The following is a 25,333-nucleotide window of genomic DNA, read 5'->3' as shown; positions in this document are numbered from 1 at the left end:
GCCGCTCGCCGGGCCGGTGACAGACCAGGACGTGCCGGATCAGGCCGGTGACCAGGACGTGCCGGATCAGGCCAGCGACCAGGCGATGCCGTCGAGGATGTCGTGCTCGCTGACCACCACGGCGCCGAAGCCGTACTCGCGCATGATCCGGTCCAGGATGAGCGCACCCGCGCCGATGACGTCCACGCGGCCCGGGTGCATGACTCCGATCGCGGCGCGTTCCGCCCGCGTCGCGTGCAGCAGGTTGCGGGTGACCTCGTGCACCTGGGTGGCGGTGATGCGGGACAGGTGGATCCGTGCCGGGTCGTACTCCGGCAGGCCCAGCGCGATCCCGGAGATCGTGGTGACCGAGCCCGCCAGCCCGACGAGAGTACGCGCCTCGTCCACCGGAACGGTCCTGCGGACCTCGGCGAGCGCCGCGTCGATGTCGGCGGCCGCGGCGGTGATCTGCTCGGGCGACGGCGGATCGCCGTCCTTGAGGTGCCGCTCGGTCATCCGCACGCAGCCGATGTCCATCGAACGGGCCGCCTCGACCGAGTCGCCGCCGAGCACGAACTCGGTGGAACCGCCGCCGATGTCGACCACCAGATAGGGGCGGGCCGGGCGCAGCGCGGCCAGCTCCCGGGTGGCGCCCAGGAACGAGAGCGAGGCCTCCTCGTCGCCGGTGATCACCTCGGGCACCACGCCGAAGATGTCGACGACGCCGCTGACGAAGTCGGCCCGGTTGTCGGCGTCACGGGTCGCGCTGGTCGCCACGACGCGCACCTTCTCGGCCCCGTGGCGTTCGACGAGCTCGGCGTACCCGCGCATCGCGGTGAACGTCCGGTCGAGCGCCTCGGGCGCCAGGCGGCCGGTCTTGTCGACGCCCTGCCCGAGCCGGACGATCTCCATCCGCCGTTCGACGTCGGTGAGCGCCCCGCCGGAACCACCCGCACCGTCCGCGACGATGTCGGCGATCAGGAGGCGGACGGAGTTGGTCCCGCAGTCGATCGCGGCAACGCGGGTCACTGGGCCTCCTCGGAGCGGGCCTCGGGGTCGACACAGGCAGAGTCCACACAGGCACAGGGACCGGAACGCCACCACTCGGGCAGCGCGTCCAGGGCCTCCCGGCCGAACGGGTTGACGCCGGGAACAGCGAGCTCGTGCCCGGCGAGCGCGTGCAGGCACTTGACACGTTCGGGCATGCCGCCGGCACTCTGCATGCCCGCCGGAAGCGGCTCGACGCCGTCCTCGCGGGTCGCCTCGTCACGGCGCCGCAGGTAGTCGTCGTGCGCCTCGGCGTACTTGGCCTTGAGGGATGGATCGTGGGCAAGGCGTTCCTGCATCTCACGCATCACCCCACTGCCTTCGAGGGTGCCGATGGCCGAGGCGGCCTTGGGACACGTCAAGTAGAAGAGCGTGGGGAACGGCGTGCCGTCGGGCAACCGCGGCGAGGTCTCGATGACCGCGGGCAGGCCGCAGGGGCACCGGTAGGCCACCCGGCGGATGCCGCGCGGCTCACGGCCGAGCTGGGCCGCGACCGCGGCCTCGTCTGACTTGCTGATCATTTCCGTCCCCACCCGAGACTGCCCCTGGGGTGTCTCCCCACACTCCAGGGCGTCAGCGTGGTCTGTCCGCGGCCTCCACCGACCGCCAGAGCGACTCGTACCAGGGCGGCCTGCTGGACCGGCCGCCCTGCTGGGCCTGCTGGCCGCCTCCCCCGCCACCGTCAAGAACGATGAAGCACTTCTCCCCCGGATTGCAATAGTGGAGTCTTCGCTTGGCCTCACGCTCAATGTACGACTTATCCCCCAGTCGTTGCTTGCGTTGGGCGAGTTCTTCCACGCGCTTCTGCGCCACCCGCTCCTTGTGTTCGAGGTCGGCGATCTCCTGGCGTTGCGCGATGTACTCGCGCACGGGGTAGGCAAGGCTCAGCGCGATCGCGCACATCACGATCGCCAGGATCGCGGCACGGCTGGTGAGCGCCGGGTTCTTCCGCGTACCGCCGCCCGGGGCGGAGTCCTTACCTCCCCGGGCAGCCTGACGGTCGTCGTCGTTCGCCAAAGCGAGCCCCCCTGCCGTCCAGCGAGAAGCGGGTCAGCCTTCCCAGGTGAAGCGCGGGAAGGCGGCGGCGCCGGCGTAGCGGGCGCCGTCGTCCAGGAGCTCCTCGATGCGCAGGAGCTGGTTGTACTTGGCCACGCGGTCGCTGCGCGCCGGGGCACCGGTCTTGATCTGGCCGCAGTTGGTGGCGACGGCCAGATCGGCGATCGTGGTGTCCTCGGTCTCGCCGGAACGGTGGCTCATCATGCACTTGTAGCCGTTGCTCTGCGCCAGCGACACGGCGTCGAGCGTCTCGGTCAGCGTGCCGATCTGGTTGACCTTGACGAGCAGCGCGTTGGCGGTGGCGGTGTCGATGCCGCGCTGGAGCCGCTCGGGGTTGGTGACGAACAGGTCGTCGCCGACGAGCTGGACCTTGCCGCCGATCGCGGTGGTGAGCTCCTGCCAGCCCGTCCAGTCCTCCTCGTCGAGGGGATCCTCGATGGAGACCAGCGGGTAGGCGTCGACCAGCTCGCCGTAGTAGGCGGCCATCTGCTCGGCGCTGCGCTTGGTGCCCTCGAAGTCGTACGAGCCGTCGGTGTGGAACTCCGTCGCCGCCACGTCCAGCGCCAGCGCGATGTCGCGGCCCGGGGCGAAGCCGGCCTTGCCGATCGCCTCGATGATCAGGTCGAGCGCCTCGCGGTTGTTGGCCAGGTCGGGGGCGAAGCCGCCCTCATCGCCCAGGCCGGTCGCCAGGCCGCGGCTCTTCAGCACGGACTTGAGCGCCTGGTAGGTCTCGGCGCCCCAGCGGACGGCGTCGGAGAACGTCGGCGCGCCGATCGGCGCGATCATGAACTCCTGGACGTCCACGTTGGTGTCGGCGTGCGCGCCGCCGTTCAGGATGTTCATCATCGGGACCGGCAGCAGGTGCGCGTTGGGGCCGCCCACGTAGCGGAACAGCGGCAGCCCGGCGGAGTCGGCCGCGGCGCGCGCGACCGCGAGGCTGACGCCCAGGATCGCGTTGGCGCCCAGCGTGGCCTTGTTGGGCGTGCCGTCGAGGTCGATCAGCAGCTGGTCGATCAGCCGCTGCTCGGACGCCGGGTAGCCGACGAGCTTCTCGTCGATGGTCTCGTTGACGGCGCGGACGGCGTTGCGCACGCCCTTGCCGCCGTACCGCTCGCCGCCGTCCCGCAGCTCGACGGCCTCGAACTGGCCGGTGGACGCGCCGCTGGGCACCATGGCGCGCTGCTCGGTCCCGTCGGCGAGCAGCACCTCGACCTCGACGGTCGGGTTGCCGCGGGAGTCAAGGATCTCCCGGGCGAGTACGGCCTCGATCGACGACACGGGCAACTCCCTTGGTCTTCATTGCGGACGGTCCGCGGGCGCGGACGGCTTCCGGACCCGAGCCTATCGAAGCCTGGCCGCCGTTACGGAACCGTGCTGGACCTGCAACTTGACGAAAGCATTACCTACCTTGTCTACTGTAGCTATCAAACAGACTTGATAAGTAGGGAATACTGACAATGCATCGCAAGCTCCGCGGGCGGATCGCCGCCACAACCCTGATCGTCCTCGCTGGAGCGGGCACGCTCAGCGCGTGTGGCGATGACTCGGGCTCCGGCAAGTCGGGCTCGTCAGCTCCCCTCAAGCTCGGCTACTTCCCGAACGTCACGCACGCGACCGCCCTGGTGGGTGTCGAAAAGGGCATCTTCGCCAAGCACCTGGGCACCGCACCCAAGACCGCGACGTTCAATGCAGGGCCCTCCGCCGTCGAGGCGGTCTTCTCCGGGGCGGTCGACGCCACGTTCGTCGGCCCCAATCCCGCGATCAACGCCTGGTCCAAGTCCAAGGGCAAGGCCATCAAGATTATTTCGGGCGCGGCCTCGGGCGGTGTCGCGCTGGTCGTCAAGCCCGGCATCAAGTCGGTGCAGGACCTCAAGGGCAAAAAGATCGCCACCCCGCAACTCGGCAACACCCAGGACGTGGCGATCCGGTACTGGCTGAAGAAGAACGGCCTGACCGCCAACAAGGACGGCAGCGGCGACGTCAAGGTCGTCCCGCAGGAGAACTCCACGACCCTGCAGACCTTCGCCCAGGGAACGATCGACGGCGCCTGGGTGCCCGAGCCGTTCGCCTCCCGCCTCATCCTTGAGAGCAAGGGTGTCAAGCTCCTCGACGAGAAGTCCCTCTGGCCGGGCGGCAAGTTCGTCATCACCCACCTGATCGTCCGCCAGGAGTTCGCGCGTGAACACCCCGACCAGGTGAAGAAGCTGCTCCAGGGCGTCGTCGAGGCCACCGCCTATCTCAACGACAACCAGGCGGACGCCAAGAAGACGGTCAACGCGGCCCTCAGCAAACTGAGCGGCAAGCCGCTCAAGGACGACGTCCTGGACTCGGCGTTCAAGGAGATCCTGTTCACGACCGACCCCGTCGCTCCCTCACTGGTCCAGGGCGCTCAGCACGCCGAGCAGGTCGGCCTGCTGGAGAAGACCGAACTCGCCGGGATCTATGACCTCGGACCCCTCAACGAGATCCTCAAGGCAAGCGGAAAGGCACAGGTCAGCGACAAATGACACAGGCCGTCAAGGCTGCCCCGAGCCGGACCGCCGCCGCGGTCCGGCTCGACGGCGTCTCCAAAGCATTCGGATCAGGCACCTCGGCGCTGCTGGCACTGGACAACGTCTCGCTGAACGTCGCACCGGGCGAGTTCGTCTGCCTGCTGGGCGCGTCGGGTTGCGGCAAGAGCACCCTGCTCAACCTGGTCGCCGACCTCGATCGGCCGACCGCCGGAACGATCGACATCGAGGGCGCGAGGATCGCCCTGATGTTCCAGGAACCCGCGCTCTTCCCGTGGCTGAACGTCACCGCCAACATCGAGCTGGCGCTCAAGATGCGCGGCGTTCCCCGGCAGGACCGGCGTGCCCGCGCCGCCGAACTGCTCGACACGGTGCATCTTGGCGACTTCGCCAAGAAGCGGCCGCATCAGCTCTCCGGCGGCATGCGGCAACGCGTCGCGCTCGCGCGCGCTCTCGCGCTCACCGTGGACGAGGCAGACAACACCCAGGGCACCGTGCTGCTCATGGACGAGCCGTTCGGCGCGCTCGACGCGATGACCCGCGACCTGCTGCACGACGAAATCGAACGGATCTGGCGCGAGCGCGATCTGACCATCCTGTTCGTGACGCACAACGTGCGTGAGGCCGTGCGCCTCGGCGACCGCGTGGTGCTGCTCAGCAGCCGGCCCGGCCGGGTGGTCCAGGAGTTCCCGGTGCCCATGGAACGTCCCAGACGCATCGACTCCACCGAGGTCGCCTCGCTGGCGGCGTCCATCACCGACCGGCTCCGTGAGGAGGTGAGCCGTCATGGCGCTTGAGGTCGGCAAAAAGCGCGCCGTTGAGCTGGACCGGCAGATCGCGGGCCTGGACGCCCTCGAACTGACCGCGGACACCCGGCCCAACCCGTTGATCCGGTTCTGGTCCGCGCTCTGGCCGATGATCACGGCCGTCGCGATCGCCCTGGGCGCCTGGCAACTGGTGGTGCTGAGCGGGTGGAAGGACCGCTACGTCCTGCCCGGCCCGACCGACATGGCGCCGGACTTCATCGACCAGCTCACCAGCGGCTCGTTCTGGGAGGCCGTCGCGCTGACGATGCAGCGCGCCGTCATCGGGTTCGCCCTGTCCATCGCCATCGGCGTGGCCGTCGGCGTGGTGGTGTCGCAGTCCCGGATCGCGCGCCGCGCGTTCGGCTCGCTGATCACCGGCCTGCAGACCATGCCGTCGATCGCCTGGTTCCCGCTGGCGATCCTGCTGTTCCAGCTGAGCGAGAGCGCGATCCTCTTCGTCGTCGTGCTCGGCGCCGCCCCCTCGATCGCCAACGGGCTGATCGCCGGTGTCGACTACACGCCGCCGATCCTGCTGCGTGCCGGCAAGGTCATGGGGCTGCGCGGGATCAACTTCTACCGGCACCTGATCATGCCCGCGTCACTGCCCTCGTTCGTGGCGGGGCTCAAGCAGGGATGGGCATTCGCGTGGCGCAGCCTGATGGCCGGCGAGCTGCTGGTCATCATCGGCGACACCACCTCGCTCGGTGTCCTGCTGTCGCAGGCACGCGAGCTCAACGACACCCCCGCCATGATCTCCTACATGATCATGATCTTGCTCATCGGCATCCTCATCGACCAGCTCTTCGGCGTGGTCGACCGAGCCATCCGTACCCGCTGGGGCCTGGACTCCACCTGACCTCACCCGCGGCCTTCCGGTCCCCAGCCACGGGCTCCGGAGACGTTCATGAGACGCGGCGGAGACGTCCCGACGACGTGCTCCTGATTGGGTCGAGAGCGCAAAATACGACCCAATCGATCGGAGTAGTGCCGTGGCCAACAGGCTCGTTCCCCTCACTCTGGGATCGCTGGTTGCCGGTGGCGCCCTCGTTCTCGGCACCACGGCTGCGGCGGACGCCGACACGTCGGCGTCCGCTGCCAAGGCCTCCTATGTGGAGCACTGCGGTAAGTACTCGGGCGCCAAGATCAAGGTCTGTGTCGGATACAACTACCGCACCCGCACTCTGTTCATGAACGCCTACAACAACAACGCGAGGAAGAAGTCCATCCGGGTGGATCTCAGCCTGGTCGCCGACAAGCGGCTGGTCGCTCAGGACCGCGGTTACAAGAACCGGGGTGTGGTCTTTCGCGGAAAGACCTGGGAGGGACTGTGGGCCAAGCGCGGTAGCAAGCCGAAGGTCACGTGCGGCAACGTCTACATAACCGGCAACCACATCGTTGCCGTCGGCTACCACTGCTGGAAACTCTGACGTTTCCCGGCTGGAAAGCCGCCTGGACCAGCTGCGGTTGATCCAGGCGGCTTTCCGGGTGCCGTCCCGTACCCGCGGACGGTGTCGGCTGGCCCGGGGAAACATCCGCACGGTGACCGCTGTACCACTGTGCACCACGGCGATCGATCACGAGCGTTCCTTGACCTGTTGAACGGCTGGCATTTGCCCGTTTCAGGGAAGTAATCAGCGCGATGAACGCGCTGCGGCGATGGATCCGGAGGGAGCCCGAGGTCCGGGTCCGGGTCACGGTTTCGGCCGTGCTCATCTCCGGGCTGCTCGCCGGTGCGCTCTACGCGGCGGTGATGGCGCTGATCCACCAGCACGAGGCAAACGACCTGGAACGGAGCCTCGCCCGGACCGGACGCCGCGTGGCCGCCCTCGTCCGCGTGGACCGACTGGCCGAGACCATCGACACGGGCAACGTGGAACTGGTCCAGGTCGTGGACGGCCAACGCCGCGTGCTCGCGGCGACCCCGGCGATGAAGGGCCGTCCCGCGGTCGACTTCCCGGCCCCGGGGTGGGATGACTACCGGCGCGACGGCGTCACCTGCCAGGCGAGTGGCGACCGTTGCTACCTCACGGTGGCCATCCGGGTCGACCACGGGCCCAGCCCGCGGGTGGTCTACTCCCTGGCTCCGCGGCCCGGCCTGATGCCCGACCCCTTGGCCGGCACGGTCCTCGCACTCTGTGTCCCGCTGATCGCCGGCCTGATCGGCTACGGCACCTGGCGCTCGGCGGGCCGCACGCTCCGGCCGGTGAACGAGATCCGGCACGAGCTGGACGAGATCACTGCATCCGACCTCAAACGCCGCGTTCCGGTGCCATCCCACGACGATGAGGTCGCCCGCCTCGCCAGGTCCGTCAACGCCACCCTCGACCGCCTCGAAGGGGCCGTCGCCAAGCAGCGCGCGTTCGTCTCCGATCTCTCACACGAGCTGCGCAGCCCCCTCACCGGCCTGCGCACGGAACTGGAGCTCGCGCTCTCCGACCCGGAGGCGACCGACGTCCGCGAGACCCTCCAGGCCATCCTCAAGAGCACCGAACGCCTGCAGGACGTCGTGGACGACCTGCAGGCCGTGACCCGCCTGGACTCCCAGGAGGGCCTCATACGCGAGCCCGTCGACCTCCATGAGCTCGCCGACCAGGAGATCCTCCGCCGCCCCCGCCGTACCCGGGTCACCATCGAGGGCGACGACACCGTCATCGTCCAGGGCGGCCGCAACGAGCTCGCCCGCCTCTTCACCAACCTCATCGACAACGCCGACCGCCACGCGGCCACCACCCTGACCGTCATCGTCCGAAACGTGCCGGACGGGGCCCAGGTCGAGGTCATCGACGACGGCTCGGGCATCTCCCCCAGCGACCGCGACCGCGTCTTCCAACGCTTCTCCCGCCTAGCCGAAGGCGTCCACCGCGACGCGGGCGGCACCGGCCTGGGCCTCGCCATCGCCCGCGACATCGCCGCCGCCCACGGCGGCACCCTCACCATCACCGACCGCGAGGACAACGCCGATGGTGTCCGCTTCCTCCTCCGCCTCCCCGAGAGCTAGAGATCGGGCTCCGCGAGAGCTGGAGATCAGGCGAGGTTGCCGGCGGTGACGGAGACCTCGATCTCGATCGACGTGTCGCTGCCCATGGCCTGGGCGAGCTTGCGGTGGCGGGCGGCCTCGTCGTGGCGGGACTGGCGCTCCAGCGAACGGGCGAGCGCCTCGTACGCCCAGCCGTTGCCGGGGTCGAGCTCGACCAGCCGGCGGAAGGTCTCCTCGGCACGGCTCAGCTGGGCGCTGTGGAAGTAGGCCCGGCCGAGCAGCTCGACGGCCGCGCGGTTGGACGGGTCGTCGGCCACGATCGGGGTCAGGATCCGCGCGGCCGAGATGTAGTCCTTCGCGTCGAAGAACACCGTGGCGCGCTGGTAGTCCTCGTAGGTCGTCATGCGACCTCCCCTCGATCATGTGGAACGCCCGTACAACCAGCCCGAGGAGTCTTTTGTTCCTCCTGCTCAGGAGGCCGCCGCGACCGGCTGGACGGCCTGGGCGATGGCCTCCCGGGCGGGCCGGGGATCGGCCGCCAGGAGGGTGGTCAGGTCGGTGTCGTGGCCTTCGAGGACGCCCGCCTTGATGTTGGAGAACAGCGAGAGCGTGTGGCCGATCTGGTAGGGCTCCAAGCCGCTGCCCGCCAGCAGGGCACGTGTGTCGGAGAGGGAGACGGTCTGGTAATCGACGGGACGTCCGAGTGCCGTGGTCAGGATGGCGGCGATGTCGTCGCCGCCGATCGCGCTGACGCCTTCGAGCTCGTAGGTCTTGCCCGCGTGCCGGCTCCGGTGGTCCGCCGCGAGGTCTCGCTCGGTCTCGGCCGCGATGCGTACGGCCACGTCGGCGAGGTCCTCCTTGGCCACGACCGGGACGCGGCCGCTGCCGAGCGGGGCCGCGAAGACACCAGAGTCGGCTGCCGGACCTGCGCCCATCACGGCCAGGCCGACCGGCAGGTCGGTGTACAGGCCGTTGCGCAGGATGGTCACGTCGAACGGGCCCTTGGCCAGGCGCGCCTCGGTCCAGCGGTGCGGAAGCGCGATGCTCATGAAGTCGCCCGAGCCCGCGAGGCTGGTGTAGATCACATGCCGGACTCCCGCCGCCGCGGCCGCGTCGGCGACGGCGCCGTGGCGGGCGAGCACCACGTCGTCCTCGGCGAACCCGGCCGAGACGAACACCAGCACGTCCACGCCCTGGAAACCCTCCGCCAACGTCGCCGGGGCGTCGAAATCGATCCGCCGCGCGGTCGTCCCGTCGCCCGCCCGCGTGCCCGCGACCACCTCCAGGCCGTCGAACGCGGACAGACCTTCCAGGATCAGGCCGCCCAGCCCTCCGGACACACCGGTGACAAGAATCATCGGGACACTCCTTAAGTTTGATCTGAAGACGACAGATCCGAGCATCCGCGCAAATCGGCGCGGCCGTAAGGAGGCACTCCCGTGTCAGTCACGAACACGCCCGTAAGCGCCCAGGTCAACGCACCCGCTCCCCTGGGGCCGTGTGGCGATGACGACTGCGGTATCCGCGAGCTGCTCGACCGGATCGGCGACCGGTGGACCGTGCTGGTGCTCGTGGAGTTGTCGAAGGGCGTGCGGCGGTTCCGTGAGCTGGAGCGAGCGATTCCGGGGATCTCGCAGCGAATGCTGACGCTGACGACGAAGCGCCTGTGCCGGGACGGCCTCGTCGAGCGGAACGCCTACCCGACCGTCCCGCCCCAGGTGGACTACCGCCTCACGGAGATGGGACGCAGCCTCGGCGAGACCATCGTCACCCTGTCCGACTGGTCCCGTGAGAACAAGGCCGCCATCGGGGAGGCCCGCAGGCGCTGGGACACCGAGCACCCCGACGCCGAGCCTGCCACGCCAGGAAGACTCTGACCCATCCCGCGGCCATCTCGTCAGAAGCGGATCACGGTCTTGCCGCGGGAACCGCCGGCGCGGGCGCGGGCGATCGTGGCGGGTGCGTCCTCGATCGAGACCTCCTCCTGCACTCTGACGCGCAGCCTGCCCGCGTCGATGAGTCCGGCGATCTGCGCCAGCAGTGCCGGGCTCGCCTCGTTGTCGAAGTTGAGCCCGCGCAGCGCGTGGGCCGCCATCTTGTCCGGGTGCACCCCCCAGACCGAGCTGATGTACGTACCGCCGAGGCGGAGCAGGCCCGCGAGCCGTTCCACACCCGCCTGGTCGCTCACCAGGTCGATGATCTCGTCGATGCCGCTGGAGAGCAGACGGAGCACCTGCTCGCTGACGTCACCAGGCCGATCGGCTCTGCCATAGCCGACGGTCTCGGCGGCACCGAGACGGCGCATCTCGTCCGCCATGTCGCTGTGCGCGGTCGCGATGACCTTGGCGCCGCGGCCGGCGGCCAGCTGGACCGCGGACTGGCCGACGCCACCGGTCGCGCCCACGATCAGCACGGTGTGGCCCACGTCCACCCCGGCCGTCTCGACCATGTTGAACGCGGTCATCGTCGCGGTGGGCACCGCCGCGGCCTGGCTGTAGATCATGCTGTCGGGCATCTTCGCCACGGCGGCCCCCGGCGCCGCGATGGCGAACTCGGCGAAACTGCCCAGCCCGCGCGGCGGCAGGAAGAACTGGCCGTAGACCTGGTCACCCGGCCCGAAGGGTGCCTTCCCCTCGCCGACCGCCTCGACCACCCCGGCCCCGTCCATCCCCATGATCAATGGGAACGCGTGGTCGACCTCGTCCTTGAGCATCCCATCGCAGATCTTCCAGTCGGTCGGGTTGAGGCTGGCGGCGACCATCTTGACCAGCATCTCGCCCGGGCCTGGTACCGGCACCGGCAGGCTCATCAGCGCTGGGGTGGCGCCGAATTCGGATACGGCGATGGCTCGCATGGCGATCCCCCCCGATCAGCGTGCTCTCTGCCCGCCGAATGATCTACCCAGCGAACCGGCAGGTCAAAGCCCCACGGCGGGTCAGTCCGCAGGCCGGATCAGTCCCGCAGGCCGGGTCAGTCCGGCGGCTCCAGGCGTCTCGGGTCCCGGTCGGAGGGCTTCTTCTTGCCACCCTTGCTGAGCCGCAGCGTGATGGTGTCGCCGGGCTCGGCCGATCCCGGGCCGGGCTCCATCTCCGCGACCGTGCCCTTCTTGTACTTGTCGGAGTCCACCGGCCGTCCGAGGCTGACGCGGAACCCGGCGGCCCGGAGCCTGGCGATCGCCGCGCTGAGCTTCATGCCGCGGACGTCGGGGATCTTGACCTTGTCCTCGCCCGTCCCCTTGCTGAAGTAGTGCGAGGGCGGCCGGTGGAACGAGGTCGCGTCCCGGCCCGACAGAGCACCGGCCATGCTGTCCTGCCAGATGGGCGCCGGGATCGTGGCCCCGAAGACGGCGCCGTAGCAGGTGCCGTCCATGCACAGGCTGGTCATCGGGTACCGGTAGCCGCCGCGCGGATCGCCCACCCAGACCGCCGAGGCCAGGTCCGGGGTGTAGCCCGCGAACCAGGCGGCGGAGAAGTTGTCCACCGTGCCCGTCTTGCCGGCGGCGGGGCGGCCGATGCCCATGCCGCGCGCGGTGCCCTTGGTGAGCACGCCGCGCATCACGTAGTTGACGGCGTCGGCGACGCCCTTGTCCATAACCTGCTTGCATCCAGCGCCCGGCACCTTGACCGGCTTGCCGGTCGCGTCGGTGATGCGCTTGATGGCGATCGGCGAGCAGTACTTGCCCCTGGCGCCGAACGCCGCGTACGCCGCCGCGAGCCGCAACGGTGACACCGTGTTGAACCCGAGGGTGAACGAGGCGAACTGCTCCATCGGCTTGCCGCTGGCCTGCCGCATGCCCAGCCGTTCGGCCATCTTGACCGTCTCGCACAGGCCGACCTCGCGCTGCAACGCCAGGAAGAACGTGTTGACCGAGTGCTGCGTGCCCGTCGTCAAGCTGAAGCTGCGGCCGCCCTCACCGTCGGCGCTGTTGCGCAGCGAGGCCGACGGGTCGCCGATCCGCTGGCCCTTGCAGTTGCGGTAGCCGGTCGGGGTGAAGCGGCGCGGCGCCATCAGCCGCGTGCCGAACGGCATGTCGTCCTCGAGTGCGGCGGCCAGCGTGAAGGCCTTGAACGTGGACCCGGCCTGCATGCCGATGCTGGAGCCGTGGCTGGCGTCGGCGGCGAAATTGATCCATGTCTTGCCGCGCACCTTGTCCGAGCCGAGCTTGCGGTCGACGACCATGCCCTTGATCTCGCCGGTGCCGGGCTCGACGAGCGACTCGGCGGCGGCCTTGCGCGCGGAGTTCTTCCGCGGGACGTGGTTGTCGACGGCGCGCTGCGCGGCTTTCTGCGTCTGCCAGTCCAGCGTGGTGTGGATGGTCAGGCCGCCGCGCTTGAGCAGCCGCTCCCGCGCCTTCGGCGTCGCGCCGAACACGGGGTTGGTGAGTATCTCGCGCTGCACGTAGTCGCAGAAGAACGGTGCCTTGCTCGTGACGCAGCCGTTGGGCGTGTCGTGCGGGTTGAGCTTCAAGTCCTGGGCGGCGGTGGCAGTGGCCGTACGGCGGTCGAGCCAGCCGAGGTCGGCCATCCGCTGAAGGACGATGTTGCGGCGTTCCTTGGCGCGGCCCGGATAGCGTGTCGGGTCGTAGGCGTACGGGTAACGGATGACACCGGCGAGCGTCGCGGCCTCGTTCAGGTTCAGCCGGGACGCGGGCTTGTTGTAGTAGTGCCGGGCCGCAGCCTCGATGCCGTACGCGCCGTCGCCGTAGTAGGCGATGTTGAGGTAGCGCCGGAAGATCTCGTCCTTGGAGAACTTCCTCTCCATCGCCACCGCGTACCGCAGCTCCCGGACCTTGCGGACCGCGCTGATCTCCTTGGCCGCCTGTGCCTGCTCCCGTGACTCGGCCTGTGCGAGCAGCAGGTTCTTCACGTACTGCTGGGTGATGCCCGACCCGCCCTGTGTCACCTCGCCAGATCCGAGGTTGCTGGCCAGCGCGCGCAACGTGCCCTTGGAGTCGAGCGCGCCGTGCTCGTAGAACCGGCTGTCCTCGATCGCCAGCACCGCGCGCCGGACGATCGGCGCAATCTTGTTGAGCGGGACGTCGACGCGGTTCTGGTAGTAGAACGTGGCGATCGTCGAGCCGTCCGCAGCCAGGATTTTGGAACGCAGCGGCACGCCCGAGGTGTTGAGGTCGTACGGCTCGCTCTGGAACCACGTCGAGGTGTCGCGCGCCCCGACGCCGACCGTGCACGCCGTGGGCAGAATCATCAACGCGACAAGCACGCCCGCGAGCAGCGCAAGACCACTGAGGCCTCTGATCGCACGGGCCTTCTGCCCGGCGCCTCCACGACCACCGCGCCCTCCGGTCCCAGCCAGCACGCGCTCAGCGTAAACGGACGTACCTCGCAAGACCACCCCATCTACGATCTTGCGCGCCAGATCACGCCATTGGTCGAGCAGATCGCGTGCGATGAGCGCCCCGCGCGTGGTCCACCTGCGCCGGTGTGAACTCCGGCGCCCGGTGAACGTGCCGTCATTCCTTTTGCGCGCGCTCCCAGTCCTGGACACGCTCGCGGAATACCCGCGAGACGGCGCGCAATTCCGCCTCAGGGTCACGGCCTTCCGCGCGTGCCTCACGAACCAGGCCGAAGAGCCGCGCACCGATGTCGTCGGCTTGACCGGATTCGGCCGGGTCAGACGCCGTACTTCCGGACGCCGTACTTCCAGACGCCGTACTTCCAGACGCCGTACTTCCGGACGCCGCGCGGCCAGAGGCGATCTGTTCGGACAGCTCAGCGGGTGCTTCGGCGCGTTCGGCCCGGCGCTGGAGCTGAGCGGCCAGGGTCAGCGCGGGCTGACCCATCGGCACGCCGTCGAAGACGGAGGCGGTCTCGCCGCTCTTGGCCGTCCGCTCGGCGGCCTTGATCTGCTCCCAGTTGGCGTTGACCTCGTCGGCGCCCGACACGGTCACGTCGCCGAAGACATGCGGGTGCCGCCGGACGAGCTTGTCGACGATGCCGGCCGCGACGTCGTCGATGGTGAAAGCCGTCTCGTCGGTGCGTTCCGCGGCGACCACGGAGTGGAACGCGACCTGCATCAGCACATCGCCCAGTTCCTCCCGCAGCGCGCCGAGGTCACCGTCCTCGACCGTGTCGGCGACCTCGTAGGCCTCCTCCAACAGGTAGGGAACGAGCGAGGCATGGGTCTGCTTGGCGTCCCAGGGGCAGTCACGGCGCAGCGTGTCCATGACCGAGACCAGGTCGAGCAGCCGCGCCCCCGGCAGGTCGTACGAACCGTGCAGGACCTCGATGTCGACCGGGTCGTTGAGCACAAGCTGGCCGATCTCGCGCATCAGCCGTTCATCGCCGTCCGGGTCGGCCACCCATACGACACCCTCGCCGGCACGTGCCGCCGCGACCAGCCCGGCGGGATCTGGCTCGGCGACCTGCTCCACGTGGACGCCCGCCTCATGGAGGTACGGCAGCAGCGGATGGTCGTCGCGGGCGAGCACCCGGGCGGCTGAGCGCAGCGTCTCCCACGCTTTCCAGCTGAGCAACCCGGGCGCGACCCGGTGGGTAGTGGCCAGCAGTGTCAGGCTCATCGTCACAGTGTCAGGCTCATGGTCGCAGGGTCAGGTTCATGGTCAGCGCACACCCGATTCGGTGGCGGACAGGCGGGTGGTGACGGGCGTGACGGTCATCCGGCTTTCGTCGAACGAGCCGAAGCGCGGGTTGATCCGGATGTCGAGCTTGCCCGCGGCCTGCTGGAACATCGCCAGGGCCTGCTGCCGCGCCTGGAGCGTCGCAGGGCTCTGCTGGTTGCCGTCGGCCCCGAGCTTCTGCAGGATCAGGCTCTGCGCGGCGTTCATCCGGGCGACGTCACGGGTGAACTCCTTCGGCATCCCGAGGGCCACCACGATGGACTCGGCCGGGGCCTGCTGGCCCATCAGGCCGATCATCTGGTCGACCTGGCCCTCCGTCACCGACACCCCGGCGGTCTTGGCAGCCGCGGCGGCGACCTCGAAATTGACCATCGTGTCGAGCGCGGACCGTGGACTGCAGTCGGCGGGTTCGCCCGACATGGGCTGCTGCTGCCGCTGGCTCTCCAGTGCCGCCCGGACCTGGTTGGCCACCTGGTCGTTCTTGAACTGCCGCTGGCAGTCGAGCACCGCCTGGTCGAGCTTGGAGGTACTGATGCGGTCGTCGCCGACGACCGCCGCGGCGCCCATCTTGACCGGCCCGTCGCCGCAGCCCGCGAGGGCCCCGGTGAGCAGCACCCCCGCGAGCACCACCTTCACAGTTGTTCCCAGCACAGCAGTCCCATCCGATCCGTGACCCCGTCGTTCGTGATCACTTCCGAGTTCGTCAGCTTACAGCCGGGGCTCAGACCCGAGCGGCCTCCAGGAACAGTGCCTCGACCAGGTCTGTGGCCCACTTGAGCAGCTCCTGGTCCCGCAGCGGACGTCCACCGAGCGGTGCCGTCTTGGGGGTGGGCACAAGCAGCGTATTGGTGGCGGGCTTGAGGATGCTCTTGGGGTAGAGCCGCTGCAGCCGTACCTGCTTGGAGTCCGGCAGGTCGGCCGGGGCGAACTTCACGAAGTTGCCCTGCAGCGTGATCTCGGTGAGCCCGGCCTTGCGCGCCTTGGCCCGGAATCGCGCGACCTCCAGGAGGTTGAGCACGGGCACTGGCAGCGGGCCGAACCGGTCCTTGAGCTCCTCGTGCACGGCACCGATCTCGTCGTCGGCGACGATCGCCGCGATCCGCCGGTAGGCGTCGAGGCGCAACCGTTCGCCCGGCACGTACTCGTGCGGCAGGTGCGCGTCCACGGGCAGCTCGACCTTGGTCTCGGGCATCTCCCGGACGCCGCCGCCCTCCTTGAGATCCCGGACCGCCTCACCGACCATCCGCACGTAGAGGTCGAAGCCGACGCCCGCGACATGCCCGGACTGCTCCGCGCCGAGGATGTTGCCCGCGCCGCGGATCTCCAGGTCCTTCATCGCCACGTACATGCCGGCGCCGATCTCGGTGTGCTGTGCCAGCGTCGCGAGCCGCTCGTGCGCCGTCTCGGTCAGCGGCGACTCCGGCGGGTAGAGGAAGTAGGAGTACGCACGCTCGCGGCCGCGACCGACCCGGCCGCGCAGCTGGTGCAGCTGCGAGAGGCCGTACATGTCGGCACGGTCCACGATGAGCGTGTTGGCGTTGGGGACGTCGAGCCCGGACTCCACGATCGTGGTCGCGACGAGGACGTCGAAGTTCTTCTCCCAGAAGTCGACCATGACCTTTTCGAGCTCGTGCTCGTTCATCTGGCCGTGCGCGACCGCGACCCGCGCCTCCGGCACGAGCTGCTGGATCGTGGCGGCGACCCGGTTGATCGACCGCACCCGGTTGTGCACGAAGAAGATCTGGCCCTCGCGCAGCAGCTCCCGGCGGATGGCCGCGGCGATCTGCTTCTCCTCGTACGGGCCGACGAACGTGAGGATCGGGTGCCGTTCCTCCGGCGGGGTGAGGATGGTCGACATCTCGCGGATGCCGGTGAGGCCCATCTCCAGCGTGCGCGGGATCGGGGTGGCGGACATGGCGAGCACGTCGACCTGCGTCCGCAGCCGCTTGAGCTCTTCTTTGTGCTCGACGCCGAAACGCTGCTCCTCGTCGATGACGACGAGGCCGAGGTTCTTGAAGCGAGTCTGCGAGGACAGGATGCGGTGGGTGCCGACCACCACGTCCACGCTGCCCTCAGCGACGCCGCGCAACGTCTCCTCGATCTCCTTGTCGGTCTGGAACCGGCTGATCGGCTTGACCGTGACCGGGAACGCGCCGAACCGTTCGGCGAACGTCGACATGTGCTGCTGCACCAGCAGCGTGGTCGGCACCAGCACCGCGACCTGCTTGCCGTCCTGCACCGCCTTGAACGCGGCGCGCACCGCGATCTCGGTCTTGCCGTAGCCGACGTCGCCGCAGATCAGCCGGTCCATCGGGATCGGCTTCTCCATGTCCTCCTTGACCTCCTCGATGGCGGCGAGCTGGTCGGGCGTCTCCACGTACGGGAACGCGTCCTCCAGCTCACGCTGCCACGGGCTGTCCGCGCCGAACGCGTGCCCCGGTGAGGCCATCCGCGCCGAGTAGAGCCGGATCAGCTCCCCGGCGATCTGCTTGACGGCCTTGCGCGCCTTCGACTTGGCCTTGGCCCACTCGGCGCCGCCGAGTCGGTGGAGACTGGGCGCCTCGCCGCCGACGTAGCGGGTGAGCTCCTCCAGCTGGTCGGTCGGGACGAACAGCCGGTCACTCTTGGCGTATTCGAGGATGAGGTATTCACGCGTCGCGCCCTGAACGGTGCGGCTGACCATCTCTACGTACCGGCCGACGCCGTGCTGCTCGTGCACCACGTAGTCACCGGTGCGCAGCTGCAGCGGGTCGATGCCGCCGCGCCGCCGCCGTGACGGCATGCGCAGCAAGCCCTTGGTGGACGACTTCTGCCCGGACAGGTCGGACTCGGTGAGCACGGCCAGCTTGACCGACTCCATCGTGAAGCCGTGCTCAAGCAGGCCGGTGGTCACGTTGACCAGCGAAGGCTCGGGCGGCTGCGGCAGGTCGGTGAGTCTGGCGCCCAGTCCTTCCTCGCCCATCAGCTGGACGAGGCGTTCGGCCGGACCATGGCCGGGCGTGACGAGGGCGACCCGCCAGCCATCGGAGATCCAGCCCTTGAGGTCGCCTATCACGCGCGCGGTGTCGCCCCGATATGCCTCGGCGGCGTGCACGCTCAGCTGGAGCGCGTCTCCTTCGGGGTTGAGCGCCGTGATGGACCAGCGCGGCAAGCCCAGCTCGTTGCTGTGCTCGCGCACCTCCTCCAGCGAACGGAACGCGGCGGCGCCGAGATCGATCGGCGCCTCTCCCCCGGCGGCCGCGTTGACCCAGCTCGCCTCAAGGAACTCCTGGCTCGTCCGCACAAGCTCGACCGACCGCGTGCGGATGCGCTCCGGCTCGCACACCAGAAGGGTCGAGCCCTTCGGGAGCAGGTCGGTGAGCAGCTCCATGCGGTCGGCGAGGACGGGCGAGAACGCCTCCATCCCCTCGACCGTGTCGCCGTCGGCGATCCGGCCGAGGACCTCCTCCAGCGCCGGGTGCTCCTCGGCGAGCAGCTTGGCGCGTTCGCGCACCTCGGGCGTCAGCGGCAGCTCGCGGCACGGCGGCGCCCACAGGCCGTCCGGGGCGACCTCGAGCGAACGCTGGTCGGCGGCCTTGAAGTAACGGATCTCCTCGACCGTGTCGCCCCAGAACTCCACCCGGAGGGGGTGCTCCTCGGTCGGCGGGAAGACATCGAGGATGCCGCCGCGCACGGCGATCTCACCGCGCTTCTCCACCAGGTCGACCCGGTGGTAACCGGCATCGACGAGCCGCCGCACCACGTCCTCCAGTTCGGCGTCCTCGCCGCCGCGCAACCGCACCGGCTCCAGTTCGCCGAGCCCCGACACGATCGGCTGGAGCACAGCCCGGATCGGCGTCACCACCACATCCAGTGGCCCGCCTGACCCATCGTCCACGGTGGGGTTCGTCAGCCGCCGCAACACCGCGAGGCGCTGGCCGACCGTGTCCGAACGCGGCGACAGCTTCTCGTGGGGCAGCGTCTCCCACGCCGGGAAGTGCGCGACCCGCTCGGGGTCGAGCAGGCTCGTCAACGCCGCCGCGAGGTCTTCGGCCTCCCGCCCGGTGGCAGTGACCGCCAGAACCACACCCCGGTTGTCTCCACCCTCGGGGGGACGACCCCCCGAGCCCCCCGCTGCAAGAACGGCATCCCTTGCTTCGCTGCGGGCGCCGTTCTTGCTGGCCCGGGCCAGGGCTGCACCCAGGATCGGCCAGAACGAGGGCGGCGCCACGATCTCGTGGTCGTCTCGCGCCTGCGAGAGAGCACGCTTCAGCCCAGGGTCGGTACACGCAAGATCAACAAGTCCAGAAAGCGTCATCATCGCCCGTTACTCGTTCACGCCGCCGGGCCACGCCGGCCCGCGCGGACACCCCCCGCACAACCGCGGGGCAGCCCGAAAATCCGGGAAATCCAATGATCCCCAGTAGCACTCTCCAGCCTACGCGCCCGCACTGACACACCGCGCGGGCGACGACCCCGCGCAGGCGACCCAGAATGAGACAACTTCGTGTAGGATGAGACAAAATCGTCTCACTTGGAACGCCGATGTCTAACTCAGAGAAGATCATCGCTGCGGCGATCAAGCACCTGAACAAGGAGCCCACGGCCTCGATGGCCCGGCTCGCCGAGGCGATCGGCACGAGCCGGGCGACCCTGCACCGCCACTTCGCCAGCCGCGAGGACCTCATCCACGTATTGGGCGAACGTTCCCTCGACAGCTGGGAGGCGGCCCAGAACGAGGCGAGGATGGCCGAGGCGGCCGCCTCCGGCGACCCAGAGCAGATCATCGCGGCGCTGCGCACATTGATGCGTCTCTTCGTCATCGACGCCGACCAGTACGGCTTCGCGCTCACTGACTACTTCATAGCCGAGATGCCCGATCTGGTCGCCCGCGCCAACGAGCTCGAAGAGCGCGAGGTCGCCTTCTACGCGGCAGCCCAGCGGGCCGGCGTGCTCCGCTCAGACCTGCCCGTCCGCTGGATCGGCTTCACGGTCTACGGCCTCCTCGTCGCGGCCCGCGACAGCCTCCGCTACGGCAACGTCGCCCGCCGCGACCTGGATCAGCTCGTCCTCGAGACCTTCCTGAACGGCACCGGAGCCGGAGGCACCCCATGACCATCACTCAGACCACCGTCGACGCCGCCGCGGTGCCGCCGCCGCATCCGCGGCGCTGGGCGGGACTGGCGGTCCTGTCGGCGAGCCTGCTGCTCGTCGTCATGGACATGACCGTCCTGAACGTGGCGCTGCCCGAGATCTCGGCCGACCTGCGGCCCGACTCGGTCGGCCTGCTGTGGATGGTCGACGTCTACGCGCTCGTGGTGTCCGGGTTGCTCGTCACCGTCGCCAATCTGGGTGACCGGTGGGGCCGCAAGCGCATGTTGCTCACCGGCTTCGCGATCTTCGGGCTGGCCTCCGCCGGAGTCCTGATCGTGGACAGCACCGTCCAGGTCATCGCGCTCCGGGCGTTGCTCGGCGTCGGCGGCGCGATGATCATGCCGTCCACGCTGTCGATGATCCGCAACCTGTTCACTGATCCGAAGGAACGCGCGACAGCGCTGGGGGTCTGGGCCACGATGGCCGCGCTCGGCGGCGCGCTCGGCCCGATCCTGGGCGGCGTCCTGCTGGAAACCTTCTCCTGGCACTCGGCCTTTCTGGTGAACGTGCCGGTCATGGTCGTCGCGATCGTCGCCGGGCTCATCTTGTTGCCGGAGTCGCGCAACCCCCGGCCGGGTCGCTGGGACGCGCTCGGCACCACGCTGTCCATCGTCGGCATGGTCACGCTGGTGTACGCGATCAAGCACTTCGGCAAGGACGGCTTCGGCGACACCGGAGCCCTGGTGTCGGCGGCGGTCGCGGTCGTGACGCTCGGCTGGTTCCTGCGCCGGTGCCTGCGACGGCCCGACCCCATCCTGGAGATCCGGTTGTTCCGGCGGCCGGCGTTCAGCGCGGGTGTGCTGGCCGCGCTCACCGTCAGCATCGCGATGGCGGCGACCATGCTGCTCATGGCGCAGTGGATGCAGCTCGTCCAGGGCTACTCGCCGCTGGAGACCGGGCTGCGGCTGCTGCCCGAGGCCGTCGGCGCGGCGATCGCGTCGCCGCTGGCGCCAGCGCTGGCGTCCCGGATCGGCGCACGTGTGGTGCTCGCGGGCGGGCTCGCGGTCACCGGTGCCGGCTATCTGGTGATCTTCTTTTGGCCGGAGCCCTTGAACTATCTCGCGGTCGCGATCTCGCTGGGCCTGGTCGGCGTCGGCCTCGGCTCGCTCGCCATCGCGTCCGCCGTGATCATGGCGGGCGCGCCGCCGGAGAAGTCGGGCAGCGCGGCGGCCGTCGAGGAGACCAGCTACGAACTCGGCGGCGCCCTCGGCGTCGCGGTACTCGGCAGCGTGGCCGCCGCCGTCTACCGCAGTGACCTCTCCACCGAGCAGCTCGCGTCCGAAGGTGTCTCCGGGCCGGCCGCCGGGTCCGTCCGCGAGTCGCTCGGCGGCGCCATGGACGTCGCGCGGGAGGCGGGGGCCGCCGGCGCCGAGCTGGCCGCACGGGCCCAGGCGGCCTTCACCGAGTCGCTGCAGTGGGCAGGCCTCGCGGGCGGCGCCCTGCTGATCGCCACCGCCACGGTGGTCTGGCTCATGACCCCGCGTGACCTGGACGTGTCCTCCGGCCACAACTGAGACAGGCCACGACTGCGACCGGCCAAGACTGAGACCGACCACGACTGCGACGGGCCACGACTGCGAACCGCCCCGCCGGTCCGACACGCGCCATGCCAAAGAATGCGGTAAATAGCGGACAGTGCGCAGTCATGCGATTACGCTGAGTACTTGTGACCGATCTGCGTAGGCCGCCGGTCAACGACGGCGATCTGTTCTCCGAACGCGCCCGCCAGTACGCGCATGACAAGCCCCTGCAGCGCATCCACATCCTGGAGGCGGGCTGCGGATGGGGCCATGGCCTGGACCTCGGTGCCCGCGAACGTCAGGTCATCGGGGTCGACCTGGACGCGCCCGCCCTGCGCGCCCACGCCAGCCGGCGCACCGACCTGGACGCGTGGCATCTCGGCGACCTGCGGACGGTGCCGATGCCGCCCCGCGCCTACGACATCGTGCATGCGACCTACCTCATCGAACGGGTCCCGAACGCCGAGCTCGTGCTCGACCGGTTCGTGGCCGCACTCAAACCGGGCGGCCTGCTCCTGGTCCGCATCCGCGACCGCAACACCGCGTTCGGCTTCCTCGACCGGAAGCTGCCCCGGTGGCTGAGCGGCCCCATCTGGAGCCGCCTCCCTGCCCGCGAACGGCACGCACATCCCGATCCGGCACAGAACGAAGAGGATGAGGAGAAGAAGGAGAAGGCCGACGTGGTGGAGGCGGAGACCGAGCAGGGCCAGACCGAGAAGGCCGGTCCCGGTGTCGTGGCCGGCGCCGTGGCCCGCACCGTAGCCGCCGGCACCGTCCTGAACGGGCACACCGACGTGCCGCCACGCGGCATCTACGAGCGGGTGGCGTCGCGGCAGGGCATGCAGTGGTACTGCGTGATGCGCGGCCTGGTGATCGCCGAGGAGTACACCTCGCACGACTCGCTGAACGCCCTCGCGGCCGGAACCGGCCTCGCCGGCCGCCTATGCCGCCTGGTGGCGGCGCTCAGCCGGGGCCGTCTCACCGCCGAGCACAGCGAGACGACGCTGGTCATCCGCAAGCCGGAAAACCGGTTCGCCAGAGTCATCTGAACCACGCCGCTTCCGGCCACGGCTCGCCGGGGTGCAAGCACTGGTCACGCAGCAGTATTTTTTGCGAGGCCTGGGGACATCCTCAGGAGACACTGACCTGCACCAGCCCGGCGTCGTCACCGGGCAGGATCGGAGACCGCGGTGACTGCCGAAGCCGGCCTTCCCGACACACTGCGCGGCCTGCCCATCTGGACCCCGGGGCCGGCCGAGCTCGCCGACCTGGAGCTCCTGCTGGCCGGGGTCTACCGGCCGCTCACCGGCTTCCTCGGCTCGTTCGACACAGCCATGGTGATCGCGGGTGGGCGACTGGCCGACGGCACTCCCTGGCCCGTCCCGGTCACGCTCTCGGTGCCCAAGGAGCTGACGGCGGAGGAGCGCCTCGTTCTCCAGGATCCGGAGGGCGTCCCGCTGGCCGTGCTGCAGGTCGCCGAGGCATGGCAGGACCCCACCACCCAGGCCTGGAAGCTGGCCGGTCCGCTGGAGGCGCTGCGGGCACCCGCGCACGGGCCGTTCCACTCCATGCGCCGCCGTCCCGACGAGGTCAAGAAGGCGGACGGGCCGGTGCTGGCGGTGGCCTCCCGCGATCCGCTCCACCGCAAGCAGCTCGGCCAGCTCAGGCAGGTCGCCGAGCGGCTGAACGCGCAGGTGCTCCTGCTCCCGCTGCTGGGCGGCGAGCATGACGAGGCCCTCGTCCGGGCACTCCTGGCCGTGCGCAAGGAGCTGCCCGAGGGGACGCAGATCATCCCCGTCCCGCTGGTGCGGCACGACATCGACGACGACCGTGACACGATTCTGCGCTCGCACGTGGCCGCCGCGTACGGCGCCACCCACCTCCTCGCGGAGGCCGATGTCGAGGGCACGGCGGTCCCGGTGGTCACGCCGGAGCCCTGGGCGTACGACGCGGACGTCGAGGTGTGGCGGCCGGTGGCCCGCATCGAACCCGACCACGTCCAGGCCGAGCTGTCCCAGGACCAGCTGAACGAGCTGCTCGACCGCGGCGAGCCGATCCCGGACTGGTTCACCACGCCTGCGGTGGCCGCCGAGCTGGCCGTCGCGCGGCCGCCCAAGCACGAGCGCGGTCTCACCGTGTTCTTCACCGGGCTGTCCGGCTCGGGCAAGTCGACGGTGGCGCGCGGCCTGGCCGACGCCCTGGTCGAACGCGGTGGCCGCACGGTCAGCCTCCTGGACGGCGATGTCGTCCGGCGGCTCCTGTCGGCGGGGCTCACGTTCTCCAAGTCCGACCGCGATCTCAACATCCGCCGCATCGGCTACGTGGCCGCCGAGGTCACCCGGCACGGCGGCGTCGCGATCTGCGCACCCATCGCCCCGTACGCGGCCACCCGCGCCGAGGTCCGGCGCATGGTCTCGGCCGTCGGCGACTTCGTCCTCGTCCACGTCTCCACTCCCTTGGAGGAGTGCGAGCGCCGCGACCGCAAGGGGTTGTACGCCAAGGCGCGCGCGGGGCAGATCCCCGAATTCACCGGCATCTCCGATCCCTACGAGGAGCCGGCCGACGCCGATCTGTCCCTGGACACCTCCACGCTGTCCCCCGACGAAGCCGTCCAGCGTGTCCTCGACCTCCTGGTCGCCGAGGGATGGGTCCGAGGCGAGTGACGCAGGTCACTCGCTGAAGCCAGGGGTTCAAACCCGGCTCGCGCACCCCTTACCCTGGTCCTCTATTTTTCCTATATGCCTGGTAGGTCATGCCAATGGACTTCGATTGGACGATGGCGTTCGGCTCGTTCCTCGTGGCCATCGTCGTCGGGCTCACCGGCATGGGCGGCGGCGCGCTGATGACGCCGATGCTCGTGACGTTCTTCGGCGTCAGCCCGCTCGCGGCGGTCTCCAGCGACCTGGTGGCCGCGGCCGTGATGAAGCCGGTCGGCAGCGCCGTGCACTACCGCCAGGGCACGATCAACATGCGGCTGGTCGCCTGGCTGTGTGTGGGCTCGGTGCCCGCCGCGTTCTCCGGGGTGCTGATCGCGCGGGCCCTCGGTGAGGGTGCCGCGGTCGAGGACGTCATCCAGAAGGCGATGGGCGTCGCGCTCCTGATCGCGGCCGCCGGGCTCGTCGTCCGCGGCTACCAGGCACTCGTCGACCGGGCCGCGCGGCGTACCGGCGCGGACCGCCGCACCGCCGCGCCCGGCGAACCGGCCGCCCGCGAGACACCGGACATCACCATCCGGCCGCTCCCGACGGTGCTCGTCGGCGCGATCGGCGGCCTGGTGGTCGGCATCACCTCGGTCGGCTCCGGCTCCCTCATCATCGTCGCGCTGCTGGCGCTCTACCCCACCCTCAAGGCCAACCAGCTCGTCGGCACCGACCTGCTCCAGGCCGTCCCGCTGGTCTTCGCCGCCGCCGTGGGCCACCTCCTGTTCGGCGACTTCCGGATGGAGGTCACCGCGGCCCTGCTGGTCGGCTCGATCCCGGGCGTCTACCTCGGCTCCAAGATCTCCTCCCGCGCCCCGGGCGGCCTGATCCGCCGGGCACTGGGCTTCGTGCTCGTCGCGTCCGCACTGAAGATGTTCGGCCTCGGCGCCGTCCCCCTCGCCTGGACCCTCATCGGCCTCGTCGCAGGCACCGCCGCCGCATGGATGCTGGTGCGCCGCCACCACGGCCTCCCCGCCCTCCCCCGCACCCCCGAACCACCCCCCGAGC

22 protein-coding genes are annotated in these 25,333 nt (G+C 69.7%); 11 read left to right on the top strand and 11 right to left on the bottom strand.

The genetic code is table 11. The features are described 5' to 3' along the window. Positions 1-66: 66 nt before the first annotated feature. The 4 genes from ACH34W_RS36425 to eno are packed head-to-tail and all read right to left on the bottom strand — an operon-like array spanning position 67 to position 3,360. On the bottom strand, positions 67-1,008 hold the full coding sequence (locus ACH34W_RS36425) for an exopolyphosphatase (protein WP_395965716.1): 942 nt from the start codon (positions 1,006-1,008) through the stop codon (positions 67-69). Then, on the bottom strand, positions 1,005-1,547 hold the full coding sequence (locus tag ACH34W_RS36420) for a DUF501 domain-containing protein (RefSeq protein ID WP_395965715.1): 543 nt from the start codon (positions 1,545-1,547) through the stop codon (positions 1,005-1,007). The genes ACH34W_RS36425 and ACH34W_RS36420 overlap by 4 nt, the downstream gene beginning before the upstream one ends. Positions 1,548-1,599: 52 nt before the next feature. Continuing rightward, positions 1,600-2,043: a septum formation initiator family protein gene (locus tag ACH34W_RS36415; RefSeq protein WP_395965714.1), complete on the bottom strand. Its 444-nt coding sequence runs from the start codon at positions 2,041-2,043 to the stop codon at positions 1,600-1,602. A gap of 33 nt (positions 2,044-2,076) precedes the next feature. Continuing rightward, positions 2,077-3,360, bottom strand: a complete 1,284-nt coding sequence (eno, locus tag ACH34W_RS36410; protein WP_395965713.1) for a phosphopyruvate hydratase — start codon at positions 3,358-3,360, stop codon at positions 2,077-2,079. A gap of 179 nt (positions 3,361-3,539) precedes the next feature. Between eno and ACH34W_RS36405 the strand changes: the two genes are divergently transcribed. From ACH34W_RS36405 to ACH34W_RS36385, 5 genes are all read left to right on the top strand, one after another. Continuing rightward, on the top strand, positions 3,540-4,589 hold the full coding sequence (locus ACH34W_RS36405) for an ABC transporter substrate-binding protein (RefSeq protein WP_395965712.1): 1,050 nt from the start codon (positions 3,540-3,542) through the stop codon (positions 4,587-4,589). Next, entirely contained in the window at positions 4,586-5,389 is an 804-nt protein-coding gene (locus tag ACH34W_RS36400; protein WP_395965711.1) for an ABC transporter ATP-binding protein, read from the top strand. Before ACH34W_RS36405 ends, ACH34W_RS36400 begins: the two co-directional genes overlap by 4 nt. Then, complete coding sequence (locus tag ACH34W_RS36395; protein WP_395965710.1) at positions 5,379-6,254, top strand: ABC transporter permease; 876 nt, start codon at positions 5,379-5,381, stop codon at positions 6,252-6,254. Before ACH34W_RS36400 ends, ACH34W_RS36395 begins: the two co-directional genes overlap by 11 nt. Before the next feature lie 133 nt (positions 6,255-6,387). Further along, positions 6,388-6,825: a hypothetical protein gene (locus tag ACH34W_RS36390; RefSeq protein WP_395965709.1), complete on the top strand. Its 438-nt coding sequence runs from the start codon at positions 6,388-6,390 to the stop codon at positions 6,823-6,825. Positions 6,826-7,037: 212 nt separating this feature from the next. Continuing rightward, on the top strand, positions 7,038-8,396 hold the full coding sequence (locus tag ACH34W_RS36385; RefSeq protein WP_395965708.1) for a sensor histidine kinase: 1,359 nt from the start codon (positions 7,038-7,040) through the stop codon (positions 8,394-8,396). 26 nt (positions 8,397-8,422) lie between these two features. Here ACH34W_RS36385 and ACH34W_RS36380 read toward each other — a convergent pair whose 3' ends face one another. After that, positions 8,423-8,779, bottom strand: a complete 357-nt coding sequence (locus ACH34W_RS36380) for a tetratricopeptide repeat protein (protein WP_395965707.1) — start codon at positions 8,777-8,779, stop codon at positions 8,423-8,425. A gap of 66 nt (positions 8,780-8,845) precedes the next feature. After that, positions 8,846-9,733, bottom strand: coding sequence for an NmrA family NAD(P)-binding protein (locus ACH34W_RS36375; RefSeq protein WP_395965706.1), 888 nt, complete (start codon positions 9,731-9,733; stop codon positions 8,846-8,848). Between the two features lie 81 nt (positions 9,734-9,814). On the opposite strand from ACH34W_RS36375, the gene ACH34W_RS36370 reads away from it, so the two are divergent. Further along, a complete protein-coding gene (locus tag ACH34W_RS36370) occupies positions 9,815-10,252 on the top strand; it encodes a winged helix-turn-helix transcriptional regulator (protein ID WP_395965705.1) in 438 nt (145 codons plus the stop codon). Positions 10,253-10,272: 20 nt separating this feature from the next. On the opposite strand, the gene ACH34W_RS36365 is transcribed toward ACH34W_RS36370, so the two are convergent. The 5 genes from ACH34W_RS36365 to mfd form a co-directional block, all read right to left on the bottom strand. Beyond that, the gene (locus tag ACH34W_RS36365; protein ID WP_395965704.1) at positions 10,273-11,229 is read right to left on the bottom strand and encodes an NADP-dependent oxidoreductase; all 957 of its coding nucleotides are present in this window, start codon (positions 11,227-11,229) and stop codon (positions 10,273-10,275) included. A 116-nt stretch (positions 11,230-11,345) separates the two neighbouring features. Then, entirely contained in the window at positions 11,346-13,691 is a 2,346-nt protein-coding gene (locus ACH34W_RS36360; RefSeq protein ID WP_395965703.1) for a penicillin-binding protein, read from the bottom strand. Between the two features lie 154 nt (positions 13,692-13,845). Beyond that, positions 13,846-14,913 carry a MazG family protein gene (locus ACH34W_RS36355; RefSeq protein WP_395965702.1) on the bottom strand — a complete coding sequence of 356 codons (1,068 nt, stop codon included), beginning with the start codon at positions 14,911-14,913 and terminating at the stop codon, positions 13,846-13,848. A 42-nt stretch (positions 14,914-14,955) separates the two neighbouring features. Then, positions 14,956-15,609: a SurA N-terminal domain-containing protein gene (locus ACH34W_RS36350; protein WP_395965701.1), complete on the bottom strand. Its 654-nt coding sequence runs from the start codon at positions 15,607-15,609 to the stop codon at positions 14,956-14,958. Between the two features lie 85 nt (positions 15,610-15,694). Continuing rightward, complete coding sequence (gene mfd / locus ACH34W_RS36345; RefSeq protein ID WP_395965894.1) at positions 15,695-19,270, bottom strand: transcription-repair coupling factor; 3,576 nt, start codon at positions 19,268-19,270, stop codon at positions 15,695-15,697. A gap of 227 nt (positions 19,271-19,497) precedes the next feature. Between mfd and ACH34W_RS36340 the strand changes: the two genes are divergently transcribed. From ACH34W_RS36340 to ACH34W_RS36320, 5 genes are all read left to right on the top strand, one after another. Beyond that, positions 19,498-20,067, top strand: coding sequence for a TetR/AcrR family transcriptional regulator (locus ACH34W_RS36340; protein WP_395965700.1), 570 nt, complete (start codon positions 19,498-19,500; stop codon positions 20,065-20,067). Then, on the top strand, positions 20,064-21,620 hold the full coding sequence (locus tag ACH34W_RS36335; RefSeq protein ID WP_395965699.1) for an MFS transporter: 1,557 nt from the start codon (positions 20,064-20,066) through the stop codon (positions 21,618-21,620). The genes ACH34W_RS36340 and ACH34W_RS36335 overlap by 4 nt, the downstream gene beginning before the upstream one ends. Before the next feature lie 152 nt (positions 21,621-21,772). Further along, complete coding sequence (locus ACH34W_RS36330; RefSeq protein ID WP_395965698.1) at positions 21,773-22,675, top strand: class I SAM-dependent methyltransferase; 903 nt, start codon at positions 21,773-21,775, stop codon at positions 22,673-22,675. Between the two features lie 141 nt (positions 22,676-22,816). Continuing rightward, positions 22,817-24,289, top strand: coding sequence for an adenylyl-sulfate kinase (gene cysC, locus ACH34W_RS36325; RefSeq protein WP_395965697.1), 1,473 nt, complete (start codon positions 22,817-22,819; stop codon positions 24,287-24,289). 95 nt (positions 24,290-24,384) lie between these two features. Beyond that, the coding region (locus ACH34W_RS36320; protein WP_395965696.1) for a sulfite exporter TauE/SafE family protein at positions 24,385-25,333 on the top strand (949 nt) is incomplete at its 3' end.

This window comes from Actinomadura sp. 6N118 (assembly GCF_044326415.1).
GTDB lineage: Bacteria > Actinomycetota > Actinomycetes > Streptosporangiales > Streptosporangiaceae > Spirillospora.
The sequence above is the reverse complement of the archived record's forward strand: the minus strand, read 5'-3'. Positions and strand labels throughout refer to the sequence as shown.

What these genes read in the sequence shown, in the direction of transcription:
- mfd (WP_395965894.1), bottom strand. Translation starts at nt 19,270, where the DNA reads ATGACGCTTTCTGGACTTGTTGATCTTGCGTGTACCGACCCTGGGCTG.
- ACH34W_RS36340 (WP_395965700.1), top strand. Translation starts at nt 19,498, where the DNA reads ATGTCTAACTCAGAGAAGATCATCGCTGCGGCGATCAAGCACCTGAAC.
- ACH34W_RS36420 (WP_395965715.1), bottom strand. Translation starts at nt 1,547, where the DNA reads ATGATCAGCAAGTCAGACGAGGCCGCGGTCGCGGCCCAGCTCGGCCGT.
- ACH34W_RS36375 (WP_395965706.1), bottom strand. Translation starts at nt 9,733, where the DNA reads ATGATTCTTGTCACCGGTGTGTCCGGAGGGCTGGGCGGCCTGATCCTG.
- ACH34W_RS36380 (WP_395965707.1), bottom strand. Translation starts at nt 8,779, where the DNA reads ATGACGACCTACGAGGACTACCAGCGCGCCACGGTGTTCTTCGACGCG.
- ACH34W_RS36395 (WP_395965710.1), top strand. Translation starts at nt 5,379, where the DNA reads ATGGCGCTTGAGGTCGGCAAAAAGCGCGCCGTTGAGCTGGACCGGCAG.
- ACH34W_RS36385 (WP_395965708.1), top strand. Translation starts at nt 7,038, where the DNA reads ATGAACGCGCTGCGGCGATGGATCCGGAGGGAGCCCGAGGTCCGGGTC.
- ACH34W_RS36405 (WP_395965712.1), top strand. Translation starts at nt 3,540, where the DNA reads ATGCATCGCAAGCTCCGCGGGCGGATCGCCGCCACAACCCTGATCGTC.
- ACH34W_RS36335 (WP_395965699.1), top strand. Translation starts at nt 20,064, where the DNA reads ATGACCATCACTCAGACCACCGTCGACGCCGCCGCGGTGCCGCCGCCG.
- ACH34W_RS36355 (WP_395965702.1), bottom strand. Translation starts at nt 14,913, where the DNA reads ATGAGCCTGACACTGCTGGCCACTACCCACCGGGTCGCGCCCGGGTTG.
- ACH34W_RS36365 (WP_395965704.1), bottom strand. Translation starts at nt 11,229, where the DNA reads ATGCGAGCCATCGCCGTATCCGAATTCGGCGCCACCCCAGCGCTGATG.
- ACH34W_RS36400 (WP_395965711.1), top strand. Translation starts at nt 4,586, where the DNA reads ATGACACAGGCCGTCAAGGCTGCCCCGAGCCGGACCGCCGCCGCGGTC.